At 62.2% G+C, this 24,678-nt stretch carries 2 protein-coding genes; both read right to left on the bottom strand.

The window, feature by feature from the left end; translation table 11 throughout:
- Positions 1 to 40 precede the first annotated feature (40 nt).
- The gene (locus tag ALO80_RS08655; RefSeq protein ID WP_055008678.1) at positions 41 to 17,824 is read right to left on the bottom strand and encodes a non-ribosomal peptide synthetase; all 17,784 of its coding nucleotides are present in this window, start codon (positions 17,822 to 17,824) and stop codon (positions 41 to 43) included.
- Positions 17,821 to 24,678 (bottom strand): non-ribosomal peptide synthetase (locus ALO80_RS08650; RefSeq protein WP_055008677.1); only part of this gene is annotated, 6,858 nt, incomplete at its 5' end. The genes ALO80_RS08655 and ALO80_RS08650, both read right to left, overlap by 4 nt.

Here is a 24,678-nt window from a genome sequence, read left to right as displayed (position 1 = left end):
CGTGTATGGCCGACATAACGCTTTAACCCTGCCCGCCGTCTCATTGCGTTTCTCCTACGCCAACCGCCAAACCGTCGTACCACCACGCTGCCAGACTGTAGACATCCGGTGCCTTGAGGACACTGAAGTGATTGCCCGGCCCCTGCCACAGCTCCAGTTGAGGTAACAGGTGTTGCCAACCTGCGGCTGACGACGCCTGCTCGAGTTGATTGTCCAGAGCATCCAGCTGTGGATCATCCACCAGTACCAGACTTGCCCTGCCGCTGTAGCCTCCCTGGACTGGTCGGTAGACCGTTCGCACGGCGCTGGCAAACGTGCGAACAATCCCTTGCAGTGCCTGTGCTGCCAGACGTGATGGCAACAGCCCGACGCGCACCATCGCTTGTTGCAGCAGATGCAATTGAGTGTCGCCATCACTGTCGGCAAACATCTGAGGGTCGATTTCCAGGCTTCTCCCGCTGGATAACTGCAACGCTTCGATCAGCCTTTCCAGCGCCGCCGTAGCGGTATAGGGCTTGCTGTCGAGGCCGTCACCGCCGGGCGCTTCACTGTCGATCAGGGTCAGGGAAACAACCTCGCGGCCACGCGCCTGAAGTTTGACCGCCATCGCATGTGCTGCCCAGCCACCAAAGGAGTGTCCGACCAGATGCAACGGTCCATGCGGGTACATCGCTTCGATAGCCTCCACATGGCTCTGCGCCGCAGCGTCCACCCGGCTGTGCGGAGCACTGCGGCCGTCCAGACCGCGCGGTTGCAAGCCATGAATGGGCCAGTCCGGACCCAGCGCCTCGGCCAGGCCAATGAAACTGGTGACGCTGTCACCCGCGCCCGGCACGCAGAACAGTGGTGCATGCCCTTCCCGCCCGCTCTGAATCGCCAGCAGTGACTGGTAAGCCGGTGCCGACGGTGGCGTATCGGGTACCTCATGCAATGCGGCGCTGATACTCAGTCCGAGTGTCTGCACATGAGGTGCCTGCATCATCGTCATGTGATCTCCCGGCACGCCGACACACTGCAACTGGCCTTTTGCAAGAAGCTCACCCCAGCCCAGTGTCGCGGTGGTGCCTGGCGGTGCCATTGGACGTTGCTCGGCGCAGAACAAGTGAATCGGCAAGTCGAGCGGCTCCAACTGGTAGTGCGCCAGGGCGTGACCGTGTGCCACTTCCCGGTCCAGGTAATGATGCAATTGCTGATCGCTGGCCTGCGCCAGTTCCTCGTACAGCAGGTTCTCGTCGCGGCACAGCTGCAACAGGGTGTCGAAGTCCGGCAGGGTCGCCAGGCCACTCAGGAAAGTCAGGCGCGCCGACGCAGCAGCGCCCACTCCGCCCTGATTTTTCCAGTGCGCGGCGCAGTGCGACAGCAATTGCCGCTCAACCAGGTCTGCTCCTTGCCAGCGCGCCTTGCCCTGATCCGTCAGGCGCGGCACGTAGCTGTCGATCAGGCCGAGGAATGCCACCGCCTCATCCATACCGAGCAGTTGAGTCGCCACTTCATAAGCCAGAACCCCGCCGAACGACCAGCCGGCCAGCCGGTAAGGCCCGCGGGGCTGCACCTGACGAATACGCTCCACCAGCCGCGCCGCCAGGCATTCGATGGTGCGTAATTGCTGCTGACCCAGGCCAATCCCCGGCAAGCCGTAGATCGGGAAGTCGCCCTGCACATGTTGTCCAAGCACCGGAAAATAAGCGTCCAGACCGGTAAAGTCATGGATCAGGAACAGGGGCGATTCGCTGCCGCCCGCTCGTACCGTGATCACTTCCTGAGCGTCTGCCGACGGTGCCGGACGCTGATCAAGCAATCCAGCCAGCGCGGCGATGCTCGGGTGCTGGAACAACTCGGCGAGGGTCAGTGGCAAGCCTGCTTGTTGCAGCAGGCTGACCAGACGTATGGCTGACAGCGAATGGCCGCCCAACTCGAAGAAGCTGTCATGCCTGCCGATTCGGCCGACCTCCAGAACGTCTGCCCACAACTGCGCCAGATGCTCCTCCAGGGCTGTGGTCGGCGCTTGATAAGCGAGGTTCGCCAATGTGGTCAGGTCCGGCGCAGGCAAGGCCTTGCGGTCGACCTTGCCGTTTTGGGTCAAGGGCAGTGCATCAAGTCCCACAAAGACTGCAGGTACCATGTACTCCGGCAATTGTCCCAGCAGGTGCGCACGTAATGCGGCACCGTCGAGCGACACGTCGCGACGGGTAAAGTACCCCACCAGGCGCAACGTGCCATTTTCCAGCCGCTGGGTCGTCACGACGGCTTCGCCAACGCCCGGGCACTGCGCCAGGTGCTGTTCGATCTCGCCTGGCTCGATGCGCACCCCGCGAATTTTCACCTGATCGTCATTGCGACCCAGGTATTCAAGGGTCCCGTCGGCCAGCCAGCGCACCAGGTCGCCGGAACGGTACATCCTCGCCCCGCGCCTGTCGCTGAACGGATCATCGAGGAAGCGCTCGGCGGTCAGCTCCAGGCGGTTCAGATAACCGCGTGCCACGCCTGTGCCACCGATATACAACTCGCCGGGCACGCCCAGTGGCACGGGCTGACCCCGCGTATCCAGGACATACAGCCGCGCATGGGTAACAGGTTTGCCGATGTGCAACACTTTGCCCGGCTCCATCACGCCGGAGCTGGCGACCACCGTGGTTTCCGTCGGGCCATAGTTGTTGACCACGGCGAAACCCGGATCCCGATTGAAGTGGCGCAAACGGTCGCCACCGATCAACAGGGTTTTCAGGGTTGGATGGCGCAGCTCGCGACTGAAAGCGTATTCGGCCACCGGTGTCGGCAGAAACGCTACCTGTAGAGGTTGCGCCAGCCACCAGTCGAGCAATACGTCAAGCTGCTCGTTGCCCATCTCCGCAGGCGGCAGGTGCAGTACCGCACCGGCACACAACGCCGGCCAGACTTCCCAGGCCATGGCATCGAAACCGAATCCGGCAACGCTTGCGGTATGGCTGCCCGCACGCAGATCGAATGCCTGACAGTGCCAGTCGACCAGATTGTTCAGCGTCCGGTGTTCGACCATCACGCCTTTGGGTAGCCCGGTGGACCCCGAGGTGTAGATCACGTAGGCCAGGTGTTGCGTGGTCACTTCCGGCACGTACGGGTTGTCAGTGCGCTGCAACAAGTCCGGGCGATCAAGTGTAATCACCGGTACAGACAAGCCGGGCAGACGCGCCAGCAGTCCGGATTGAACGAGCACCACCACCGGCGCGCTGTCTTCGAGCAGGTAACCGATACGTTCATCGGGATGTGCCGGATCAATCGGCACGTAGCTCGCTCCGGCCTTCAATACCGCCAGCAAAGCGGTCAGCGTCTCAAGCCCTCGCCGCGCCACTACCGCCACGCGGTCGTCCGGGCGTACGCCCAGATCAATCAGGTGATGGGCCAGTGCGTTGGCTTGACCATTGAGCTGGGTGTAGCTCAAGCGCTGCTCGCCCGCCTGTGCAGCCAGTGCGTCTGGCTGATCGAGCGCATGTCGGGCAATGCGCTGATGAATGGTCAGCGGGTTCTCTGCTGCGAAAGCATCGGCATTGAAGCCATCGAGCAGCTCGTGGCGTTCTGCGCCAGGCAGGATGTTGAGCGACTGAATCGCGGCAGACGGTGTCTGCTCCAGAGCGATCACTAGGTTATCCACGGCACAGGAAAGATACGCGCAGACACGCCGGGCATCGATGCCTGTCGAGGTCAGTGCTGTCAGGTCGAACACCTCGCCCAGGTCATCGACGCTGAGGGTCAGCGGGTAGCTGCTGCGCTCTCCCGTCTGCAACAGCTCGATGCCCTGCCAGGCTCTATCGGCAGCCTTGTCATGCTCGCCCGGTGCAGCGCTGTGGCGATAATTCAGCAGCGCGCTGAATAACGGCGCGCCCGCAGGCAAAGCGCTGCAACGCTGGGCGATTGACAGAGAAGCATGCTCATGGGCGAGCAATCCAGTCAGACGTCGATGGGTTTGCAACAGCGCCTCGCGTGCGGTCTGATCGGCAAGGTCGATACGCAGTGGCAAGGTGTTGATGAACACTCCGAGCGTGCGCTCTGCACCCTCGGTACCGTTCAGACGCCCGAGCAGCACGGTGCCGAACACTACTTTGTCGCGCCCGGACAACCGACCCAGTACCTGAGCCCAGGCCAGGTGCATGAGGCTGGCAGGACTGACCCCCAGTTGCCGCACGCGATTGCGTAGCCGCAGACTCAGTGCCTTATCCAGCCGCAGTCTGGCCTCACCCGGAACCTCCGGCCCCGGCAATGAGGTCTGGGCAAACGGTAAGGTGGGTTCGTCCAGATCACCCAATTGCTCGCGGAAGAACGTTTCATGCGCGTGGTCGCCCGCCCCCAGCAAGGTTTGCGCGATGTAATTGCGATAAGGCACTGGTGCGGGCAGTTGCGCTTCCTGATCCAGCAGCACTGCCTGCAATTCCCGGCTCAGCAAATCGAGGGCAACGTGATCCATGATGAGGTGATGGAACAGCAGTACCGCCACGATACGCCGGTTGTCAGGGTCCTCGGCATGCACCAGGCGCAGCAGCGGTGCACGAACGAGGTCCAGCGGTTCAGGGGCGGCCAGCGCTGCCAGCGGCACCTCGATTACTGGCAGATCGGCATGACGCCACACCACTTGCACAGGTGTTTCCAGGCCTTGCCAGCACAGCGAAGTGCGCAGTACGTCGTTGCGGGCAATGACCTGTTGCAGCGCCTGGCAAAAGGCATCCAGCCGCGAGCGGTCGGCAAACGCGAAGCGTGCCTGCAGGCTATAAGGGTCATCGCCGCCGGCCGACAGATAATGGTAGAAAATGCCTGACTGCAACGGGCCTAGCGGGTAGATGTCCTGCACGTTGGGCGCACCGCCTGCAACGCTGGCAACGACGCGATCGATTCCTGCCTGATCCAGCTTCACCAGCGGTAACAGGTCTGGTGTGATCAAGGTGCAATCCGTACCGATCAGGTTGGCCGGTATCTTCACCTGACTGCCGTTGCCAATGGCACGGGCCAGAGCGGCCAGAGTCGGTTGGGCAAACAACACGCGAATATCTGCGTCCATGCCGCGACGCCGCATGCGAGCGATCAGCGCGACGGCAAGCAGCGAATGGCCGCCAAGCTCGAAGAAGTGATCGTTACGCCCTACTTGTGCGACCTGCAGCAAATCGCTCCAGATGTCGGCCAGCGCCGTTTCCAGCTCACCTTGCGGCGGCTCGTAATCACGCCCTGGCAGCGCATCGCGATCCGGCACCGGCAAGGCGCGTCGATCCACCTTGCCATTGGCCGTCAACGGCCAGGCATCGAGACGTACGAAGGCGCTCGGCACCATGTATCCCGGCAGGCGGGCCAGCATCTCGGTACGCAGCTCGGCAACCTCGATGGCAGCGGCATCGGCGCGCTCGATGAAGTAAGCCACCAGACGAGGTTGTCCTGGCTCGTCCTCGCGGGCCAGGACCAGCGATTCCTCGATACCCGGCAGAGCCGCCAACTGTGCTTCTATCTCGCCCAGTTCGATACGCACGCCGCGAATCTTCACCTGATCATCGTTACGACCCAGGTAATCCAGCGTGCCATCGGCATTCCAGCGCGCCAGATCGCCGGTACGGTACATGCGTGCTTGCGGCCGCTCAGCGAACGGGTCGCTCAGGAAACGCTCGGCAGTCAGTTGCGGCTGGTTCAGATAACCCCGTGCCACGCCTTCGCCGCCGATGTAGAGTTCGCCGGCAACGCCCAATGGCACCAGTTGCCGCCGGTCGTCGAGCACATACACGCGGGTGTTGGCGATCGGCCTGCCGATATCCAGGTTTCCATCCGGCAACAGGCGACCCGAGGTGGCCACCACCGTGGCCTCGGTCGGACCGTAGTTGTTGATCACGGCAAAGCCCGGTTCACGGTGGAACTGACGCAAGCGGTCGCCGCCGATCAGCAGTGTGTGCAGGGTCGGATGGTGCAGCTCGCGGCTGAACGCATATTCGGCTACCGGTGTCGGCAGAAACGCCACTTGCAGGGGTTGGGCAAGCCACCAGTCGAGCAGCGTGTCGAGCTGCTCGTTGCCGATGTTTGCAGGCGGCAGGTGCAGCGTTGCCCCGGCGCACAGGGCCGGCCAGATTTCCCAGGCCATGGCGTCGAAGCCGAACCCGGCAACGCTGGCTGTGTGGCTGCCTGCATGCAGATCGAACGCCTGGCAATGCCAATGCACCAGGTTGGCCAGAGTGCCGTGCTCGACCATCACGCCTTTCGGTTGCCCGGTCGAGCCGGAGGTGTAGATCACGTAAGCCAGGTTGCTGGAGGTCAGGCCTGCCACGAGTGGATTGTGCGATTGCGCGGGCCATTGGGGTCGATCAAGCGCGATCACCGGCACCGTCAGCGCGGGCAGACGTGTAATAAATGCCTGTTGAGCGAGCACTACGACCGGCGCGCTGTCGGTCAGCAGGTAGGTGATGCGCTCATCAGGATGTGCCGGGTCCACCGGCACGTAACAGGCACCGGCCTTGAGCACCGCCAACAGGCTCACCAGCGTGTCCAGTCCACGGCGCGCAACGACCGCAATGCGATCGTCCGGGCGCACACCAAGGCCGATCAGATGATGGGCAAGGCTGTTGGCCTGATGGTTCAGGGCTGCATAGCTCAGCGACTGCTCGCCGACCTGAGCGGCAATCGCGTCAGGCAGATTAGCGGCCCGGGCTTCGATCAGGCTGTGAACGGTCTGGCCCTGCGGGAAGTCCATCGCGCTGGCGTTGAGCCTGTCGAGCAGGTGCTCACGCTCCAGCAGCCCGACCAGCGGGATGTCGCCGAGCACCGTGTGCTCATCTGTCACCAGCGCGTGCAGCAGCTGTTCGAAGTAGCCGCAATAGCGTTGCACCGTCGGTTCATCGAACAATGCAGTTGCATAGTCCAGCGTGCCAAACAGCGCATCACCCTGTTCGCCGAGGTTCAGCGACAGATCGAACTTGGAGACCTGGCTCTGCTGCTCGACCACGCTTAGCGACAGCCCGTCCATGTCCGGTAACGAACTTTCCCCGGCCAGCCAGTTAAGCGTCGTCTGAAATAACGGGGAGTGAGCCAGGCTGCGCGTCGGGCGGACAATTTCCACCACCTGCTCGAAAGGCAGGTCCTGGTGATCCTGAGCTTCCAGTACCCGCGCCCTGACTTGCGCCAGCAGCGTATCACCGGTCGGGGCGGAAGCTGTGTCGATGCGCACGGCCAGCGTGTTGACGAACAGGCCGATCAACCCTTCCAGCTCAGCGCGGCCGCGGCCGGCAATCGGGCTGCCGACCACCACCTCGGCCTGACCGGAAAGACGCGCCAGCAGAGCGCCCCATGCAGTCAGCAAGGTCATGTACAGCGTGACGCCTTGACGCTGCGCCAGAGCCCTCAAACCCGCCGTCAGCCGCCCGTCCAGGCGTACATTCAGGCTGGCACCGGCAAAGTCCTGCTGCGCCGGACGTGGCCGGTCGGCAGGCAGCGTCAGCAGCGTCGGCGCGCCTTCCAGTGCCTGCCGCCAGTAGGCAGCCTGATGTTGCAAACGCTCGCCGCCCATCCAGCCCTGCTGCCAGACCGCATAGTCAGCGTACTGAATGGCCAGCGCTGGCAGCGGATCGTCCCTGCCTTGCCGCAACGCCGGGTATAACGCGAGTAATTCGCGAGTCAGCACGCCCATCGACCAGCCGTCAGCGACAATGTGATGCACGGTCAGCAACAATACGTGCTGCGCGTCTTCCACTTGCAGCAGGCAGCCTCGGATCAGCGGGCCACGCGCCAGATCGAACCGTGCGGTGGCCTCCGCATTAACGCGGTCGGCCAGTGTTTGCGGGGCTTTACGCAGATCCTCGACGTTCAGGATCGGCAGGTCCGACGGCGGGGAGAAAAGCACCTCGGCCCCCTCTTCGCAGGCGATGAACCGGCTGCGCAGGGTTTCGTGGCGCTCGACGATTCGCGCCACCGCAGCGCTCAGCGCAACGACATCCAGAGAGCCGCGCAAACTCAGGGCCAGCGGGATGTTGTACGCCTCATTGCCACCCTCCATTTGTGCCAGAAACCACAACCGCTGCTGGGCGAACGACAGCGACAACGCCTGATCACGCGGTGCAGGCAGGATCAGTGACAGCTCACTGCGCCCGGCACCGGCCAGCGCACTGGCAACGGCCGCCAGCTCGCCCAGCGCGAAGAGTTCGCCCAGAGGCAATTCCATGCCCATCTGCTGGCGCACCTGAGACACCATGCGCATGGCCAGCAGCGAGTGCCCGCCCAGATCGAAAAAGTGATCGTGGCGCCCTACCCGCTCGATCTGCAGGATGTCAGACCATATCTGCGCCAGAGCCGTCTCGATCTCACCCTGAGGGGGCTGGTAGGCCACCCCCAGCAGCGCCGAATGATCCGGTTTTGGCAGTGCGCGGCTGTCGAGCTTGCCGTTGGCGGTCAGCGGCAGCGCGGTCAGCTCGATGTAGGCCCCCGGCACCATGTATTCAGGCAGGCTGGCTTGCAGATGAGCGCGCATTTGCTCCGGTCCAGGCGCATCCACCTCCAGCTGGCTGGTGAAATAGGCGACCAGGCGCACGGTGCCCGGCTCGTCTTCGCGTGCGAGTACAACAGCCTCCCTGACCCCGGGCAACTGGTGCAAACAATTGACAATCTCGCCCAGCTCGATGCGGAAGCCGCGGATTTTCACTTGATCATCGTTGCGTCCCAGGCATTCCAGTTGCCCGTCATCGAGCCAGCGTCCCAGATCGCCCGTGCGGTACATCATGGCTGCGGGCTGGTCACTGAACGGGTCGGCAATAAATTTCTCGTCGGTCAGATCCTGACGATTCAGATAACCCAGCGCTACGCCGTCGCCGCCTATGTAAATCTCGCCAATTGCCCCCAGAGGCGTCAGGCGCTGATGAGTGTCGAGCACGTAAACGCTCGTGTTGCCGATGGGGCGACCGATGGACACCGACTCGGCGTCATCGGCCAGCATTCTTACTTCGCAGGTTGTGGCAAAGGTAGTCGTCTCGGTCGGGCCGTAAGCGTTCAGCAGGTGCAGACCAGGGGCCTGGGCAAGCAGCTTGCGGAAACTGACCGGGTCTGCGCGCTCTCCGCCTGAAAGCAGCAGCCGCAGGCTACCAAGTGCTTCTGGAATCAATTGCACGTACTGGTTGAACAATGCGCTGGTCAGGAACAGCACACTGACATTGCCGTGACGCAGGGCTGCGCTGAAGCGCATAGGGTCGATCAGCGTGGTGTGCTCGATCACCAGCAACTGCCCGCCGTTGAGCAAGGCACCCCAGACTTCCATGGTGCTTGCGTCGAAGGCCGGGTTAGAGGCAAACGCGATGCTGTCCTGCTCGTTGAAGTCGGCATAACCGCTGTTCAATACCAGCCTGGCAATGCCGCGATGGGCTACACGTACGCCTTTGGGGGCACCCGTCGAACCCGAGGTATACATAACGTAAGCTGCCGTGTCGGAGGCCTGCGGCAGGCCCGGATCATGCGCAGGCTGATCATCGAGATCAAGGCGGTCCAGGTCGATGCGCTGCACAGCGGCAGCAGTCGACATCGCGCTTTGCGTCAATACGCATCTGGCCTGACAGTCATCGAGCATGTACTGCTGCCGATCGGCGGGCGCATTGACGTCCAGCGGCACGTAGGTCGCTGCGCATTTACCCACGGCCAACTGGCTGATGACCAGCTCCAGCGAGCGTGGCAGGAGAATCGCCACATGCTCACCGGGCTTCACACCTTGGCCCAGCAGGTAATGGGCAAGGTGATTGGCACGTTCGTTCAACTCGCCGTATGTCAGCGAACGTCGGCCATGCACTGCAGCCACTGCATGCGGATGCAGCGCAGCGCGACGTTCGAACAGACGGTGCACAGGCTGCTCGCGCGGGTAGTCACGGCGGCTATCGTTGAACGTGGCCAGCAGACGTTCGCGCTCTGCCTCTGGCACCACCGAGACGTCGATCAGCGCTGTTCCGGATTGCTCTTCGAGTGCCTGCACCAGATGGACAAGGGCTTGTTGCACATAGGCGCAGATACGGTGCGGATCAATACCGGGCGCAGTCTGCGCAGTCAGGCCGAAGCCTTCGCCGAAGTCATCGACACTCAAGGTCAGCGGGTAGTTGCTGCGCTCTTGCGCGTGCACGACTTCAATCCCATGCCATGCCGCACTGCGCGCCTGGTCATCGACCTGAGGTACGGCGCTGTGGCGATAATTGAGCAGCGTATTGAACAGCGGCGCACCCGCCGGCAAGGCACTGCAGCGCTGGGCCAGAGCCAGCTGAGCATGCTCATGGGCGAGCATCCCGACCAGACGATCATGGAGGTCGAGCACCGCACTGCGCACGCAATGCCCGCCAAGATCCATGCGCAGCGGCAAGGTATTGATAAACACGCCCAAGGCGCGCTCGCCTCCTTCGCCACCCCGCAAGCGTCCAAACAGCACGGTGCCGAACACCACGCTGTCGCGCCCGGACAACTGACCCAGTACCTGAGCCCAGGCCAGGTGCATCAAGGAGGCAGCGCTGACGCTCAGTTGCCTTGCCTGATCGCGGACCCGGCGGCACAGGTCGCTGTCCAGTGCGAGGCGGGCCTCGCCAGGAATCTGCTCTGCGGATGTCATTGCCAGACCATACGGCAAGGTCGGCTCATCGACATCGCCCAACTGCTCGCGGAAAAACGCTTCATGGGCGTCATCGCCAGGTCCTTGCAGGACGTGGGCGATGTAGTTTCGGTACGGCACAGGCGCGGCGAGCCTGGCTTCATCGCCCAGCAGCACGGCCTGCAGCTCCTGGCTCAGTACATCAAGGGCAATATGATCCATGATCACATGGTGATAGCGCAGCACCGCTGCAATGTTTTGCCTGGCCGGGTCGTGGGCATAGACCAGATGCAGCAGCGGTGCCTGGGTCAGGTCCATGCGTGGTGCATTGAAAAGGTCTTGCAATGCTGTCTCTTGAACAGGCAGAGGGGCCTGACGCCAGACCACCTGCACCGGCGCTTGCAAACCTTCCCAGAACAACGCGGTGCGCAGAATATCGTTGCGCGCGATCACGCTTTGCAATGCATCGCAGAAGGCTTCCAGACGTGACGTATCGGCGAACGCGAACTGCGGCTGCAACAGATAAGGATCGCGGTCTCCGGCTGTGAGGTGGTGATAAAGAATGCCGGTCTGCAACGGACCCAGCGGATAGATATCCTGCACATTGGCGGCACCTCCCGGCACCTGCGCAACGATACGGTCAATGGCTGGCTGGTCCAGGGCGACCAAAGGCAGCAGTTCGGGCGTGATGCGCTGGCAATGCGCATCGATCAGATTGGCCGGCACCTGGATTTCAGTGTCGCGACCGACGGCGTCAGCCAGTGCCGCCAGGGTTGGCTGGACAAACAGCACGCGGATGTCAGCGCTCATGCCCAGACGACGCATACGCGCAATCAGGGTCACGGCGAGCAAGGAGTGGCCGCCCAGTTCAAAGAAATTATCCTGACGACCTACCTGCGCCACCTGGAGCAACTCGGCCCAGAGGCCGGCCAGGGCGATTTCGATCGCACTTTGCGGTGCTTCATAAGCGTGACTGGCGATACTGTCGCGATCCGGTGCGGGCAGGCTTTTGCGGTCCAGTTTGCCGTTCGCCGTCACAGGCAGGCCGGCAAGCCGCACATAAGCCGCAGGCACCATGTATTCAGGCAGCAGCCCCGACAGCCACGCACGCAACTGCTCGATATCCAGCCCGGTCTGGTCCTCGGCGCAGGTGTAATAGGCAACCAGTCGTTTGTCACCGGGGACATCCTCGCGTGCCACTACCACAGCGTCGAGAACATCCGGATGTTCGTTCAGGCGAGACGCGATCTCACCCAGCTCGATGCGGAAGCCGCGAATCTTCACCTGTTCGTCGTTACGGCCCATGTATTCCAGGCTACCGTCGGCCATCCAGCGACCCAAGTCGCCGGTGCGGTACATACGTGCGTTTGGTGCCTGGCTGAACGGGTTGTCGAGGAAACGTTCTGCCGTCAGTGCTTCGCGGTTGAGGTAGCCCCGTGCCACACCTGCGCCGCCGACATACAACTCGCCGACCACACCCACCGGCACTGGCTCGCCACGGGCGTCAAGGACGTACAACTGCAAATCGGGAATGCGCTTGCCGATGGGGCTTGCACCGAGACGCCGGGCGTCTTCGGGCTGCAACGGGTAATAGGTCACGTGCACCGTGGTTTCGGTGATGCCATACATGTTCACCAGCTGTGTTGCGGCATTCACGTTGCGGGCATACCACGGCCTGAGCATCGCTGTCTCCAGCGCTTCACCGCCGAAAATCACCGTGCGCAGCGAATGCGTCTGCTGGTTCTCGCCCTGAGCGGCAATCAGTTGCCGGAACGCACTCGGCGTCTGGTTAAGCACCGTAACTCCGGCGCTGCACAACAGCGTGTAGAAGTCTTCGGGTGAGCGGCTGACCAGTTGCGGCACGATCAACAGACGCCCGCCGTGCAGCAACGCTCCCCAGATTTCCCAGACCGAGAAGTCGAAGGCGAACGAATGAAACAGCGCCCAGACATCCTGCTGGTTGAAACCGAACCATTCCTCGGTGGCCGAGAATAGCCGCGCCACGTTGCGGTGTTCGATCATCACCCCTTTGGGCAGACCGGTCGAGCCGGAGGTATAAATTACATAAGCCAGGCTTGTGGACTTTACCGGCACCTGCGGATTATGGACGGATTCGTCCTGTAAATCGGCACTGTCGAGACTGATCACCGGCACGTTTGACACCGGCAAGGCCTCCAGCACTGACTGCTGGCTCAGCAACGCTACCGGCGCGCTGTCGCCGAGGGTATAAGCCAGACGTTCGAGAGGATACGCCGGGTCCAGCGGCACATAGGCAGCACCGGCCTTGAGAATCCCCAACAGCCCCGCGATCATCGGTAGGCCGCGCTGTGTGCAGATAGCGACTCGATCGTCTACACGGATGCCCATGCCAGTCAGGCGATGCGCGATTCTGTTGGCCTGGGCGTTGAGTGTTGCGTAGCTCCACGATGTCCCTTCGAACGTTACGGCGATCGCATCCGGCGTGCGCTGCACTTGCGTTTCAAACTGGCTGTGCAGCGTCTGCTCTTGCGGATAAGCCGCATCAGGTGCATTGAAACCGTCGATCAACTGCCGACGCTCGGCCTCCGGCAAGAGCGGAATATGGTTCACCACCGTCTGGCTGTCGGCAACCATGCCACGCAGTATCGCCTGCAGATAACCCAGATAGCGTTCGATGGTGCGGCGGTCAAACAACGCGGTGGCATATTCCACAATGCAGCGGAACGTATCGGCGCTGTCGCCGACGCTCAGCGCCAGGTCGAACTTTGCGAAGGACGGCTGCTCTTCCAGCGGTTCCAGGTGCACATCTCCCAGTTGCAATTCCAGCCCCTGGCTGGCATCCCAGTTCAGCGATGCCTGGAACAGCGGGCTGTGCGCCAGGCTGCGCGGCGGCCGCAGGCGTTCCACCACCTGTTCGAAAGGCAGATCCTGATGGTCCTGCGCGGCCACCACACGGGCCTTTATGCGGTTCAGCAAGGTCAACACATCCGGTTCGCCGGACGTATCGACGCGCACGGCCAGCGTGTTGACAAACAGACCGATCAAACCTTCGATTTCGGCATGACGTCGATTGGCAACCGGCATGCCGACGACGACTTCCTCCTGGCCGGACAAACGCGTCAGCAGTACCGCCCAGGCCCCCATGAACAGCATGAATGGTGTAACGGACTGTTTCTGGCAAAAAGTTCTGAGGTCCGCACTCAGACGCGGATCGAGAGTCAACGCGACACTGGCACCCGAGTAGTCCTGGTGCGCAGGACGAGGACGGTCTGTAGGCAGCGCCAGCAATACCGGAGCACCCGCCAGTGCCTGTTGCCAGTAATCGCTTTGATGGCTCAACCGTTCGCCGTCAAGCCAGTTGCGTTGCCACACGGCGTAATCGCCATATTGCAGCGCCAGCGCAGGCAGCGGATCGTCCAGCCCCTGGCTGAAGGCCTGATAGAGCGCAGTCAGTTCACGGGTCAGCACGCCCAGCGACCAGCCGTCGGCGACGATATGGTGCATCGTCAGCAGCAATACGTGGCGATCTTCTGCCAGGCAGAGCAAACGACCGCGGATTGGCAGGTCGTGGCATAGGTCGAAGGGTTGCGCGGCCTCTTGCGCTACAACTGCCTGCAACGCCTGCGGGTCCTGCCCACGCAAATCCTGCAAGGAGATAGCCGGTACCAGGGTGGCAGGCGCTGCCTGCACCCAAGCGTCTTCGTCTTCTTGGCTGAAGCGGCTGCGCAGGCTGTCGTGGCGGGCGACAATGCGCTCCAGTGAACGCGTCAGGGCCTGGCTGTCCAGCATGCCGGTCAGTTTCAGGCCCAATGAGATGTTGTAAGCGCTGTTGGCGTCTTCCATCTGCGCCATGAACCAGATGCGCTGCTGGGCAGAAGAAAGTGGCACCGGGCCGTTGCGTGGCTGCACCTCGATGATCGGCAACTGACTGCGTGCGGCAGCGGACAGGCAGTGTGCAACTGCAATCAGTGAGCTGTCGGCAAACAGATCAGCAAGAGCAAGTTCCAGTGAAAGTCGCTGACGTACCTGAGACACCATACGCATTGCCAGCAGCGAATGGCCGCCCAGATCGAAAAAGCGGTCGTGACGCCCTACCCGTTCGACCTGTAGCAATTCGCCCCAGATCAGGGCCAGTGCGTTCTCCAGCTCACCTTGCGGTGCCTGATATTCAGCCGTCGACAACGCGCCGCGGTCGGGTACCGGCAGTGCACGGCGGTCGACCTTGCCGTTGGCAGTCAGTGGCCAGCTGTCCAGTCTCACCAGTGCGCCGGGCACCATGTAGCTCGGCAGACGTTCCAGCAGCGCGGTACGCCATTGCTCAACCGTATTGGCTGGCGCATCCGCACGCACGGTGAAGTAACCCACTAGTCGCGGTTGCCCCGGTTCATCTTCGCGCGCCAGCACCAGTGCTTCCTCGATCCCTGGCAACTGACTGAACTGGCTTTCGATTTCACCCAGTTCGATGCGCACACCGCGAATTTTTACCTGATCGTCATTACGGCCCAGATACTCCAGCGTGCCATCGGCGTTCCAGCGCGCGAGGTCGCCGGTGCGGTACATGCGTGCCTGCGCGTGTCCGGCGAATGGGTCGCGCAGAAAGCGTTCGGCGGTCAGTTGCGGCTGGTTCAGATAACCGCGAGCAACACTGTCGCCGCCAATGTACAGCTCGCCTGCCACACCGAGCGGAACCAGCTGCTGGTGCTTATCCAGCAGATAAACCGAGGTATTGGCGACAGGTTTGCCGATATCCAGACTGCCATCGGGCCATAAACGCCCTGAGGTGGCGACGACCGTGGTCTCGGTCGGCCCGTAGTTATTGATCACCGCAAAGCCCGGATCGCGATGGAACTGGCGCAAGCGGTCGCCACCGATCAGCAACGTATGCAGGGTCGGGTGGCGCAGGTTGCGGCTGAAGGCGTACTCGGCAACGGGGGTCGGTAGAAATGCGACCTGCAACGGTTGAGTCAGCCACCAGTCAAGCAGCGCATCAAGCTGTTCATTACCAATGTCGGCAGGCGGCAGGTGCAGCGTTGCACCGGCGCACAAGGCTGGCCAGACTTCCCAGGCCATGGCATCAAAACCAAACCCCGCGACACTGGCAGTATGACTGCGGGCATCCAGGCCGAAGGCCTCGCAGTGCCAGTCGACCAGATTATTCAGCATCCGGTGCTCGACCATCACCCCCTTGGGCTGGCCGGTTGAGCCCGAGGTGTAGATTACGTAAGCGAGATGAGCCGAATCGAGGCCGTCGATGTGCGGATTGCCTGGCTGTTCAGGCCAGTTCGCCAGGTCAAGGTCGATGACCGGTCTACTCCCCTCGTGGAAGCCCAGCGCCTGCAGGCGCGCCATAAATGCCGGCTGGGACAGCACTGCAACCGGTGCGCTGTCGGTCAGCAAATAGGCGATACGCTCGTCTGGATGCGCCGGATCGACCGGTACGTAGCCGGCACCGGCCTTGAGCACGGCCAGCAAACCGACCAGCGTCTCCAGGCTGCGCCGTGCCACCACCGCCACACGGTCGTCAGTTTGCACCCCGACGACGATCAAATGATCGGCGAGCGCGTTGGCCCTGGCGTTCAGTTCGCTGTAGCTCAGGTGCTGTTTGCCCACCTGGGCAGCAACCGCGTCAGGCTGCTGCCGTGCCAGTTGCTCGATGCGCTGGTGAATCGTCAGCTTGCGTTCATAGTCGGCATGCCGATCGTTGAAGCCGAGCAAAAGCTTTGCCCGCTCACTGGCGGGCATCACATCAAGCTGATCGACCGGCATCTGCGGCGCCTGCTCCAGTGCATCGAGCACGCTTTCCATGGTCCATTGCATATAAGCGCAAATGCTTTGCGGGTCGATACCTGCGGTGGTTTGTGCCGTAAAGCCAAAGGCTTCGCCCAGGTCATCGACGCTCAGCACCAGCGGGTAGTTGCTGCGCTCCTGCGCGTGCAGCACTTCGATGCCCTGCCATGTTTCGCCGGAAACCTGCGCGGGCGAACTGTGACGGTAGTTGAGCAAGGCATTGAACAATGGCGTTGGCGCTTTCACTCCACTGCAGCGCTGAGCCAGTGCCAGCGGAGCGTGTTCGTGACGCATCAGTGTGGTCAGGCGCTGGTGGGTTGCCCGCACAGCGGCTTGCACGCCTTGATCTTCCAGGTCGAGACGCAGCGGCAGCGTATTGATGAAGATGCCCAGCGCGCGCTCCGTGGCTTCGGCCCCCAGCAAACGCCCCATCAGCACGGTGCCGAATACCACCCGCGACTGCCCGGTAAGGCCCGCCAGTACCCGTGCCCAGCTCAGGTGAAACAGGCTGGCGACACTGACGCCGAGGCTCCGCGCCTGGGCACGCAGGCGCTGGCATACCAGCAGATGGAGCGTGACGCTGTGCTCTTCAATCTCATCGCCTTCACCGCTCAAGTCCTGCAGACCGTAAGCCAGGGTCGGTTCGTCGAGGTCACCGAGCATCTCGCGGAAAAACGCTTCGTGCTGCTCTTCGCTGATGCCCAACAGCGCCTGCCCGACGTAATTGCGGAAAGGTATCGCTACGCCCAGCAGCCCGGCCTGCCCTGACAGACACGCCTGTATTTCGTGACGCACCACTTCCAGCGCACTGTGGTCCATGGCGATGTGGTGGAACAGCAGCGTAGCCTGAACACCTTGACCTTGCGCAGGCTCATGGCAGACCAGACGCATCAACGGTGCCTGACCCAGATCCATCGTGATGCCTGCTGCCGTCGGCAAACTGTCGACCTTGAGTTCAGCATGGCGCCAGACCACTTGCACGGGGGTTTCCAGGCCGTCCCAGTGTACTGAGGTGCGCAGAATATCGTGCCGGGTGATGACGGTTTGCAACGCCAGAGCGAACGCCTCCAGGCGTGCTCGATCAGAAAAGGCGAACTGCACCTGCATCACATACGGATCGACCTGGGTAGCGGTAACGTGGTGGTACAAAATACCTTGCTGCAACGGCGCCAGCGGATAAATGTCCTGCACATTGGCAGCGCCTCCCGGTATCGCCTCCATCAATTGGTCAACGGCTGTCTGGTCAAGCTCCACCAGCGTCAGCATCCCGGGCGTGATGCGCTCGCAACCCTGCGGGATGCCATTGCCTGGCAATACCAGCGCGCCACGCCTGGCGTTCTGGTAATCGCCTTGCTCGATCAGTTCGATCAGCGCCGGCTTGTGCTCGCGCAGGTGTTCGAGCAAGCCGTTATCAGTCAATGCACGGCGATTCCCCTGCACCACCAGTTGTCCGTCCTTGACCGTCAGGTGAATGTCGTGGGCTTTGAGTGTCGCCAAGAGTTCGTTGATGCTCACAGGATAATCTCCATGTTCTCTGTGATGGCTGCGTAGCCTGCCAGCGTCGGTTGTTCGAAAAGTGCCCGGACATCGGCTTCGATGCCTTCCTGGCGCAGGCGCGCCGTCAGGTTGACCGCCAGCAGCGAGTGGCCGCCCAATAAGAAAAAGTTATCGTGACGCCCTACTTGCCCGACCCCGAGCAATTCGCTCCAGAGCCTGGCCAGCAAGACCTCTGTTGCGCCTTGTGGCGCTTCGTAAAGGCGGGTCGGCAGTGCGTCGCCACACGGTGCAGGCAAAGCCTTGCGGTCCAGCTTGCCGTTGGGGCTCAGCGGCATGGCGTCCAGGTGCACAAACAGTGCTGGCACCATGTAATCCGGCAACTGCGCACGCAGCACCTCGCGCAGTGTCTCGACCGGCAGCGGTATGCCGGTGTAATAGGCCACCAGTCGCTGACCGCCCGGTTGCTCGTCGCGAACCAGTACAACGGCTTGCTCGATCCCCGGATGACCGGTCAGGCACGCCTGAATGTCGCCCGGCTCGATACGCAATCCGTGGATTTTCACCTGATCGTCATTGCGACCGAGAAACTCGAGGTTGCCGCCTGCCTGCTGGCGTACCAGGTCGCCACTCCGGTACAGCCGGTCGCCTGCAACGAACGGGCTGTCGATAAAGCGCTCGGCGTCGGCGTGTGGCAGGTTCAGGTAGCCACGCGTTACCCCGGCACCGCCAATATGCAACTGGCCGATAACACCTTGCGGTACAGGTTGGTCATAGGCATCAAGTACATATAGCCGTGTGTTGCTGATCGGGCGGCCGATAGGCAACGTACGCTCCGGCACCGCTTCGTCGGGCTCCAGTGTCCAGACGCTGCAATCCACGGTGGTTTCGGTCGGGCCGTAAACGTTGTGCAGGCGGACCTGCGGTAGTTGTTTGCGCAACTGTCTGGCCAGAGCAGCGGTCAGCTCGCCACCACCACAGACGATGTCGGTCAGGCTGTGGCACTGGCTGCTCTGTGGCAGGTCGAGAAATTGCTGCAGCAATACAGGAACAAACTGCACCACGCTGACCTGACGCTCCTGAATCACTTGCACGATATAAGCAGGATCGCGCTGGCCGTCAGGTCGGGCCAATACCAGCGGGATACCGCTGGTCAGTGGCCAGAAAATCTCCCAGACCGAGGCGTCGAAACTGATCGGTGTCTTTTGCAACAATGCGCTGCCCGAGGTCGGCGGACACAGTCGTGAACTCCATTGCACCAGATTACTGACGTTGCAATGCTCGACCATCACCCCTTTAGGCGTGCCGGTGGAGCCTGAGGTGTAAATCACATACGCCAGATGGTTAGGCGTCAGGCCATAGACACGAGGGTTATCGACGCGCCGCATGTCCCAGGTTGCGCTGTCCAGATCGACCCGCAAGGTGTGCTCGCATTCGAGCAGATTGCGTGTGCTGGTGTGTACCAGTAAAGCAACCGGCGCGCTGTCCTTGACCATGTAGTGCAGGCGTTCGCGCGGGTAGCTTGGGTCGAGCGGCACGTAGGCACCACCGGCCTTGAGGATCGCCAACAGGCCGACCATCATCGACATGCCGCGCTCGACACAGATCGCTACGCGGTCATCGGGCTGCACACCCAGATCGATAAGGTGATGGGCCAGGCAATTGGCCTGTTCGTTGAGCTGTCGATAACTCAGTTGCGAACGCCCGGCGCGCAACGCGACAGCCTGAGGCGTGCGCACCGCCTGGGCTTCAAACAGCCCTTGCAGGGTTTGCTGAAGATCGTGATGAACCTCAGTGGCATTGAAATCGACCAGCGCGCGCTGGCGCTCCTCGGCGTCCAGCACAGAAAGATGTTGTACAGGCAGATCCGGCTGGCATTCAAGCGCCTCGACCAGGCCAGTCAGCGCCTGCTGAACATAGCCACAGATGCGTTGCGCGCCCACCTGAGGAGGCACTGTTACATTCAAACGCAGGCTGTCGCCCAGATCATCAACGTTGAGGCTTAACGGATAATTGGTGTGCTTCTCGCTGGCCAGAATCTCCAGACCACGCCATGCATCACGCTGCGCATCCTGGCGGGCCTGACCGGCGGCGTGTCGGTAGTTGAGAATCGCACTGAACAACGGCAAGGGCGCGGCCACTCCGCTCCAGCGCTGGGCCTGAGCCAGTGACGCATGTTCATGAGCCAGCAGTGCCGCAAGCCTGGCGTGAGTAGCGCGTGCGCCTTCGCGCACCCCGAGAGTCTCCAGATCAATTCGCAGCGGCAGCGTGTTGATGAACATGCCCATGCCACGGTCGGCGCCCGCACCACCCTGCAGACGACCCAGCAATACAGTGCCGAATACCACACGGTCGGTGCCGGTGGCTGCTGCCAGAACGCGCGCCCACGCCAGGTGGAACAGGCTGGCGACACTGACCCCGAGTTGCCGCGCCTGACTGCGCAAACGTTCTGACAACGCATCAGGCAGCAGCTGTTGCGCATCTTCGATGGAGTGTCCGCCACCCTGCACATCGCGCAGGTCGAACGGCAGCGTGGGCTCGTCGATATCGCCCAGTTGCTCACGGAAATACGCTTCGTGCTCTGCTTCGCTGACACCCAGCCGCGCCTGGGCCACATAGTTGCGATAAGGTACTGCGGGTCTCGCCGGATCAGGCTCGCCGCGCAGGCAGGCGAGCATTTCCTCGCGCATGACGTCGAGCGCAGTGGCATCCACCACGATGTGATGGAACATCAACGTTGCAGACAGGCCGGAGCCTGTCGCGTCCGGGCAGTACGCCAGGCGAATCAGCGGCGCGCAGCTCAGGTCCATGCGCGCAGAGCCTGCGGGCGCGTCGATTTGCGCCAGCGGTACGCGCTCGACCATAAGCTCGGCCTGCCGCCAGACCACCTGGTGCGGCGCATCCAGACCTTCCCGGACGATCGCAGTGCGCAGGCTGTCATGCCGTGCAATGACCTTGCGCAGTGCATCGGCCACCGCCTCCAGGCGCTCCGTGGTGTCGATGTTGATGCGCAGTCGCAGCAAGTACGGATCGCCCTGCTCTGCAGTCAGGTGGTGATACAGAATGCCTTCCTGAAGCGGCGCCAGCGGGTAGATTTCCTGCACGTTGGCCGCGCCGCCAGGCACCGTGGCGACAATGCGCTCGATGCTCGTCTGATCGAGCTGTGCCAGGCTCAGCAGATCCGGCGTGATGTGTGTGCAACCGACTGGAACGCGGTTGGCCGGCACCGAAATTTCGCGACTTTTGCCCACGGATGTAGCCAGTGCGGCGACGGTGGGCTGGCCAAGCAACACACGGACATCGACGCCGAGGCCGGCATTACGCAAGCGCTCGACCAGACTGACCGCCAACAACGAGTGGCCACCCAGCTCGAAGAAGTTGTCGTGACGTCCGACTTTTTCCAGGCCCAGCACTTGCGCCCAGAGTCCGGCCATGACGGTCTCTGTCTCACCTCGGGGCGCTTCGTAGGCCTGCCCGGTCAACGCTTCCAGCTCCGGATCCGGCAAGGCACGGCGATCCAGCTTGCCATGACTGGTCAAGGGCATGACATCCAGGCGGGTCAAGGCCAGCGGCACCATATGAGCAGGAAGACGCGCGCGCAGCGCTTCGCGCAGGACTTCAGGCTCAACGGGGGCGTTTTCGGTAAACCAGGCCAGCAAACGCTCGCCACGCACCAGCACCACGGCGTCTTTCACTTCGGCCTGGCGGGTCAGGGCCGATTCGATTTCGCCCAGTTCGATACGCATGCCGCGAATTTTTACCTGATCATCGTTGCGCCCCAGGTAGTCCAGGCTGCCATCGGCATTCCAGCGCACCAGATCGCCACTGCGATACAGGCGTGCCCGTGCCTTTTGGCTGAACGGGTCGATAACAAACCGCTCCTCGGTCATCTGCGGCCGGTTCAGGTAACCACGCGCAACCCCCGCACCTCCGATATATAGCTCGCCGATGACACCCACAGGTACTGGCTGCAACTGTTCATCCAGCACGTACACGCAGGTATTGGCAATCGGACCGCCGATGTGCAGCGGACCGCCTGGTTTGACCGCACCGGAGGTGGCCACTACCGTGGTTTCGGTCGGGCCATAGTTGTTGACCACGGCGAAGCCCGGGTCGCTGTCGAACTGACGCAAACGATCACCGCCGATCAGCAGCGTGCGCAACGTCGGATGCTGATGCGGGCGTCTGAACGCCTGCTCAGCCACCGGAGTGGGCAGGAAACTGACCTGAAGTGGCTGTTCCAGCCACCAGTCGAGCAGCTCATCCACGTGTTCGTTGCCGACCTGTGCTGGTGGCAGATGCAGCACGGCCCCGACACACAACGCGGGCCACACCTCCCAGGCCATGGCATCGAACCCGAAACCGGCCACGCTCGCTGTATGACTGCCAGCCTGCAGATCGAACGCCTGGCAATGCCAGTGAACCAGGTTGACCAGCGTGCAGTGCTCGACCATGACGCCTTTGGGCTGGCCGGTCGAACCGGAGGTGTAGATTACGTAAGCCAGGTTCTGCTGGTCATGACCCGGTACGCACGGATTGCTGGCGCACTCATGAAGCCAGGTACCCCGCTCAATGTTCACTTGCGCAGCATCGCCTGCCAGACCGTAGGTCGAGTCTTCGGTCAGCACCACACGAGGTGCGCTGTCGTCTAGCAGATACGCAATGCGCTGCGCCGGGTAGACCGGATCCACCGGCACGTAGGCAGCACCGGCCTTGAGTACCGCCAACATGGCGACCAGGCGCTGTGGGCCACGATGCAGACACAGTGCGACCCGTTCATCTGCTGTTACACCCATGCCGATCAGGTGATGGGCCAGGCGATTGGCGCGCTGGTTGAGCTGAGCGTACGTCAGCGCATTGCCACCCTGAATCACCGCTGCACTGTCAGGTCGGCTGGCTGCCTGCGCTTCGATCAGCGCCTGCACGGTGCCGTGCTGCGCAAACACCTGTTCACTGGCGTTGAAATCACCCAGCAGATGGCTGCGCTCTTCGGCATCGAGAATCGAAAGGGTATCCAGCTTCAGTGGCCACGCTTCTTCCAGCGTTTCCAGCAAATGCTCCAGCGTATTCAGCACCCAGCCTGCGATGCGCTCAGCGCCCATGCCTTGCAGTGCCAGCACCTGCAGGTCGAAGCCTTCACTCAGGTCGTCCACACTGAGCGTCAACGGATAATTGCTGCGTACATCACCACCGAGCACCCGTACGCCTTGCCAGAGACCTTCGCCGTCATGCGGTTTCACATCAGCACTGTGGCGATAATTGAGCAGCGCACTGAACAGCGGCGAACCTGCCGCCACCGCGCTGCAACCCTGCGCGAGTACCAGCGAAGCCTGCTCGTGAGCGATCAGCGCAGAAAGGGTCGAATGGACCGTCTGGACGACTGTGCGAGTGGCCAGTGTCGTATCAACGCGCAGCGGCAGGGTATTGATGAATACGCCTAGCGCCCGGTCAGCCCCCTCACCACCCATGCGCCCCAACAATACGGTGCCAAACACCACGTCGCGTCGGTTGGCAAGCACACCGAGAACCCGCGCCCAGGTGACGTGCATCAGGCTTGCAGCGCTTACACCGAGTTGCCGCGCCTGCTCGCGCAGCCGCAGCGCAAGCGTACGATCGAGTGAACATCGGTGTTCCTCGATACCGCTGCCGTCTGCACGCACGTCCTGCACGCCAAAAGGCAGGGTGGGTTCCTCCACGTCGCCAAGCATTTCACTGAAAAACGCCGCATGATCGGCCTCATCATTGGCCAGGCGTACCTGTGCCACATAGTTACGATAAGGCACCGGCGTCTTCAGGTCAGCGTACTGGCCGAACAGCAGAGCCTGCATCTCGCGGCTGACAATTTCCATCGCGGTGTTATCCAGCACCAGATGATGGAACAGCAGAATCGCAACGGTTTCGCCGCTCGCCGGCTCCTGGGCATGCACCAGGCGCATCAACGGTGCCTGAGACAGGTCCAGTCGATGATGACGGGCGTCAAATCGCCGCTGCAAGCGGTCGATGATCGCCGTTTCAGTCTTTTCGGCATCGAACTCGATGGCCTGCACGGTCAGTTCGGCGTTACGCCAGACCACTTGCTGCGGGCTTTCCAGACCTTCCCAGACCACAGAGGTGCGCAGAATGTCATGGCGGTTGATGACATGCTGCAATGCAGCCGCCCACGCGTACAGACGCTCCGGCGTGTCGAATGCCAGGCGCCATTGCAGCAGGTAGGGGTCGCCCTGCTCTGCGGTGAGGTGATGATAAAGAATGCCCTCCTGCAAGGGTGCCAGCGGATAGATGTCCTGCACATTGGCAGCGCCGCCCGGCACATGGGCAACGATACGATCAATGGTGGTCTGTTCGAGCGAGACCAGGCTGAGCATTTCCGGCGTGATCCGCGTACAGCCTGGCGGGATGAGGTTCGCGGGGGCCTTGAACGCCTGAGAATCAACCTGGCAAGCGGCCAGAGCGGCAAGCGTTGGCTGGCTGAGCAGCACATGCACGTCTGCCGCTAGCCCGGCGTGGCGCAGTTGCTCGACCAGATTCACAGCCAGTAAGGAGTGACCGCCCAATTCAAAAAAGTTGTCGTACCGCCCCACTCGCTCCACGCCCAGCACCTGCGCCCAGATAGCCGCCATGGCGATTTCAACCTCGCCGCTGGGCGCCTCGTAGGCTTGACCCAGCAGGTATGCCGGGTCCGGGTCAGGTAACGCGCGGCGATCTAGTTTGCCGTTGGCCGTCAAGGGCAGTGACGCCAGACGCGTGAATGCGCGCGGCACCATGTAACCGGGCAGTCGTGCTCGCATTGCAGGCGACAGTGTGGCGGTGTCGACCGGGGATGTTTCCGTGAACCAGGCCAGCAGATGCAAGTCGCGAACCAGTACAACGGCATC

Origin of the sequence: Pseudomonas caricapapayae, from assembly GCF_001400735.1 — a bacterium.
In the GTDB taxonomy this organism is placed as follows: Bacteria; Pseudomonadota; Gammaproteobacteria; order Pseudomonadales; family Pseudomonadaceae; genus Aquipseudomonas; species Aquipseudomonas caricapapayae.
This window is presented reverse-complemented; position numbering and strand designations above follow the sequence as displayed.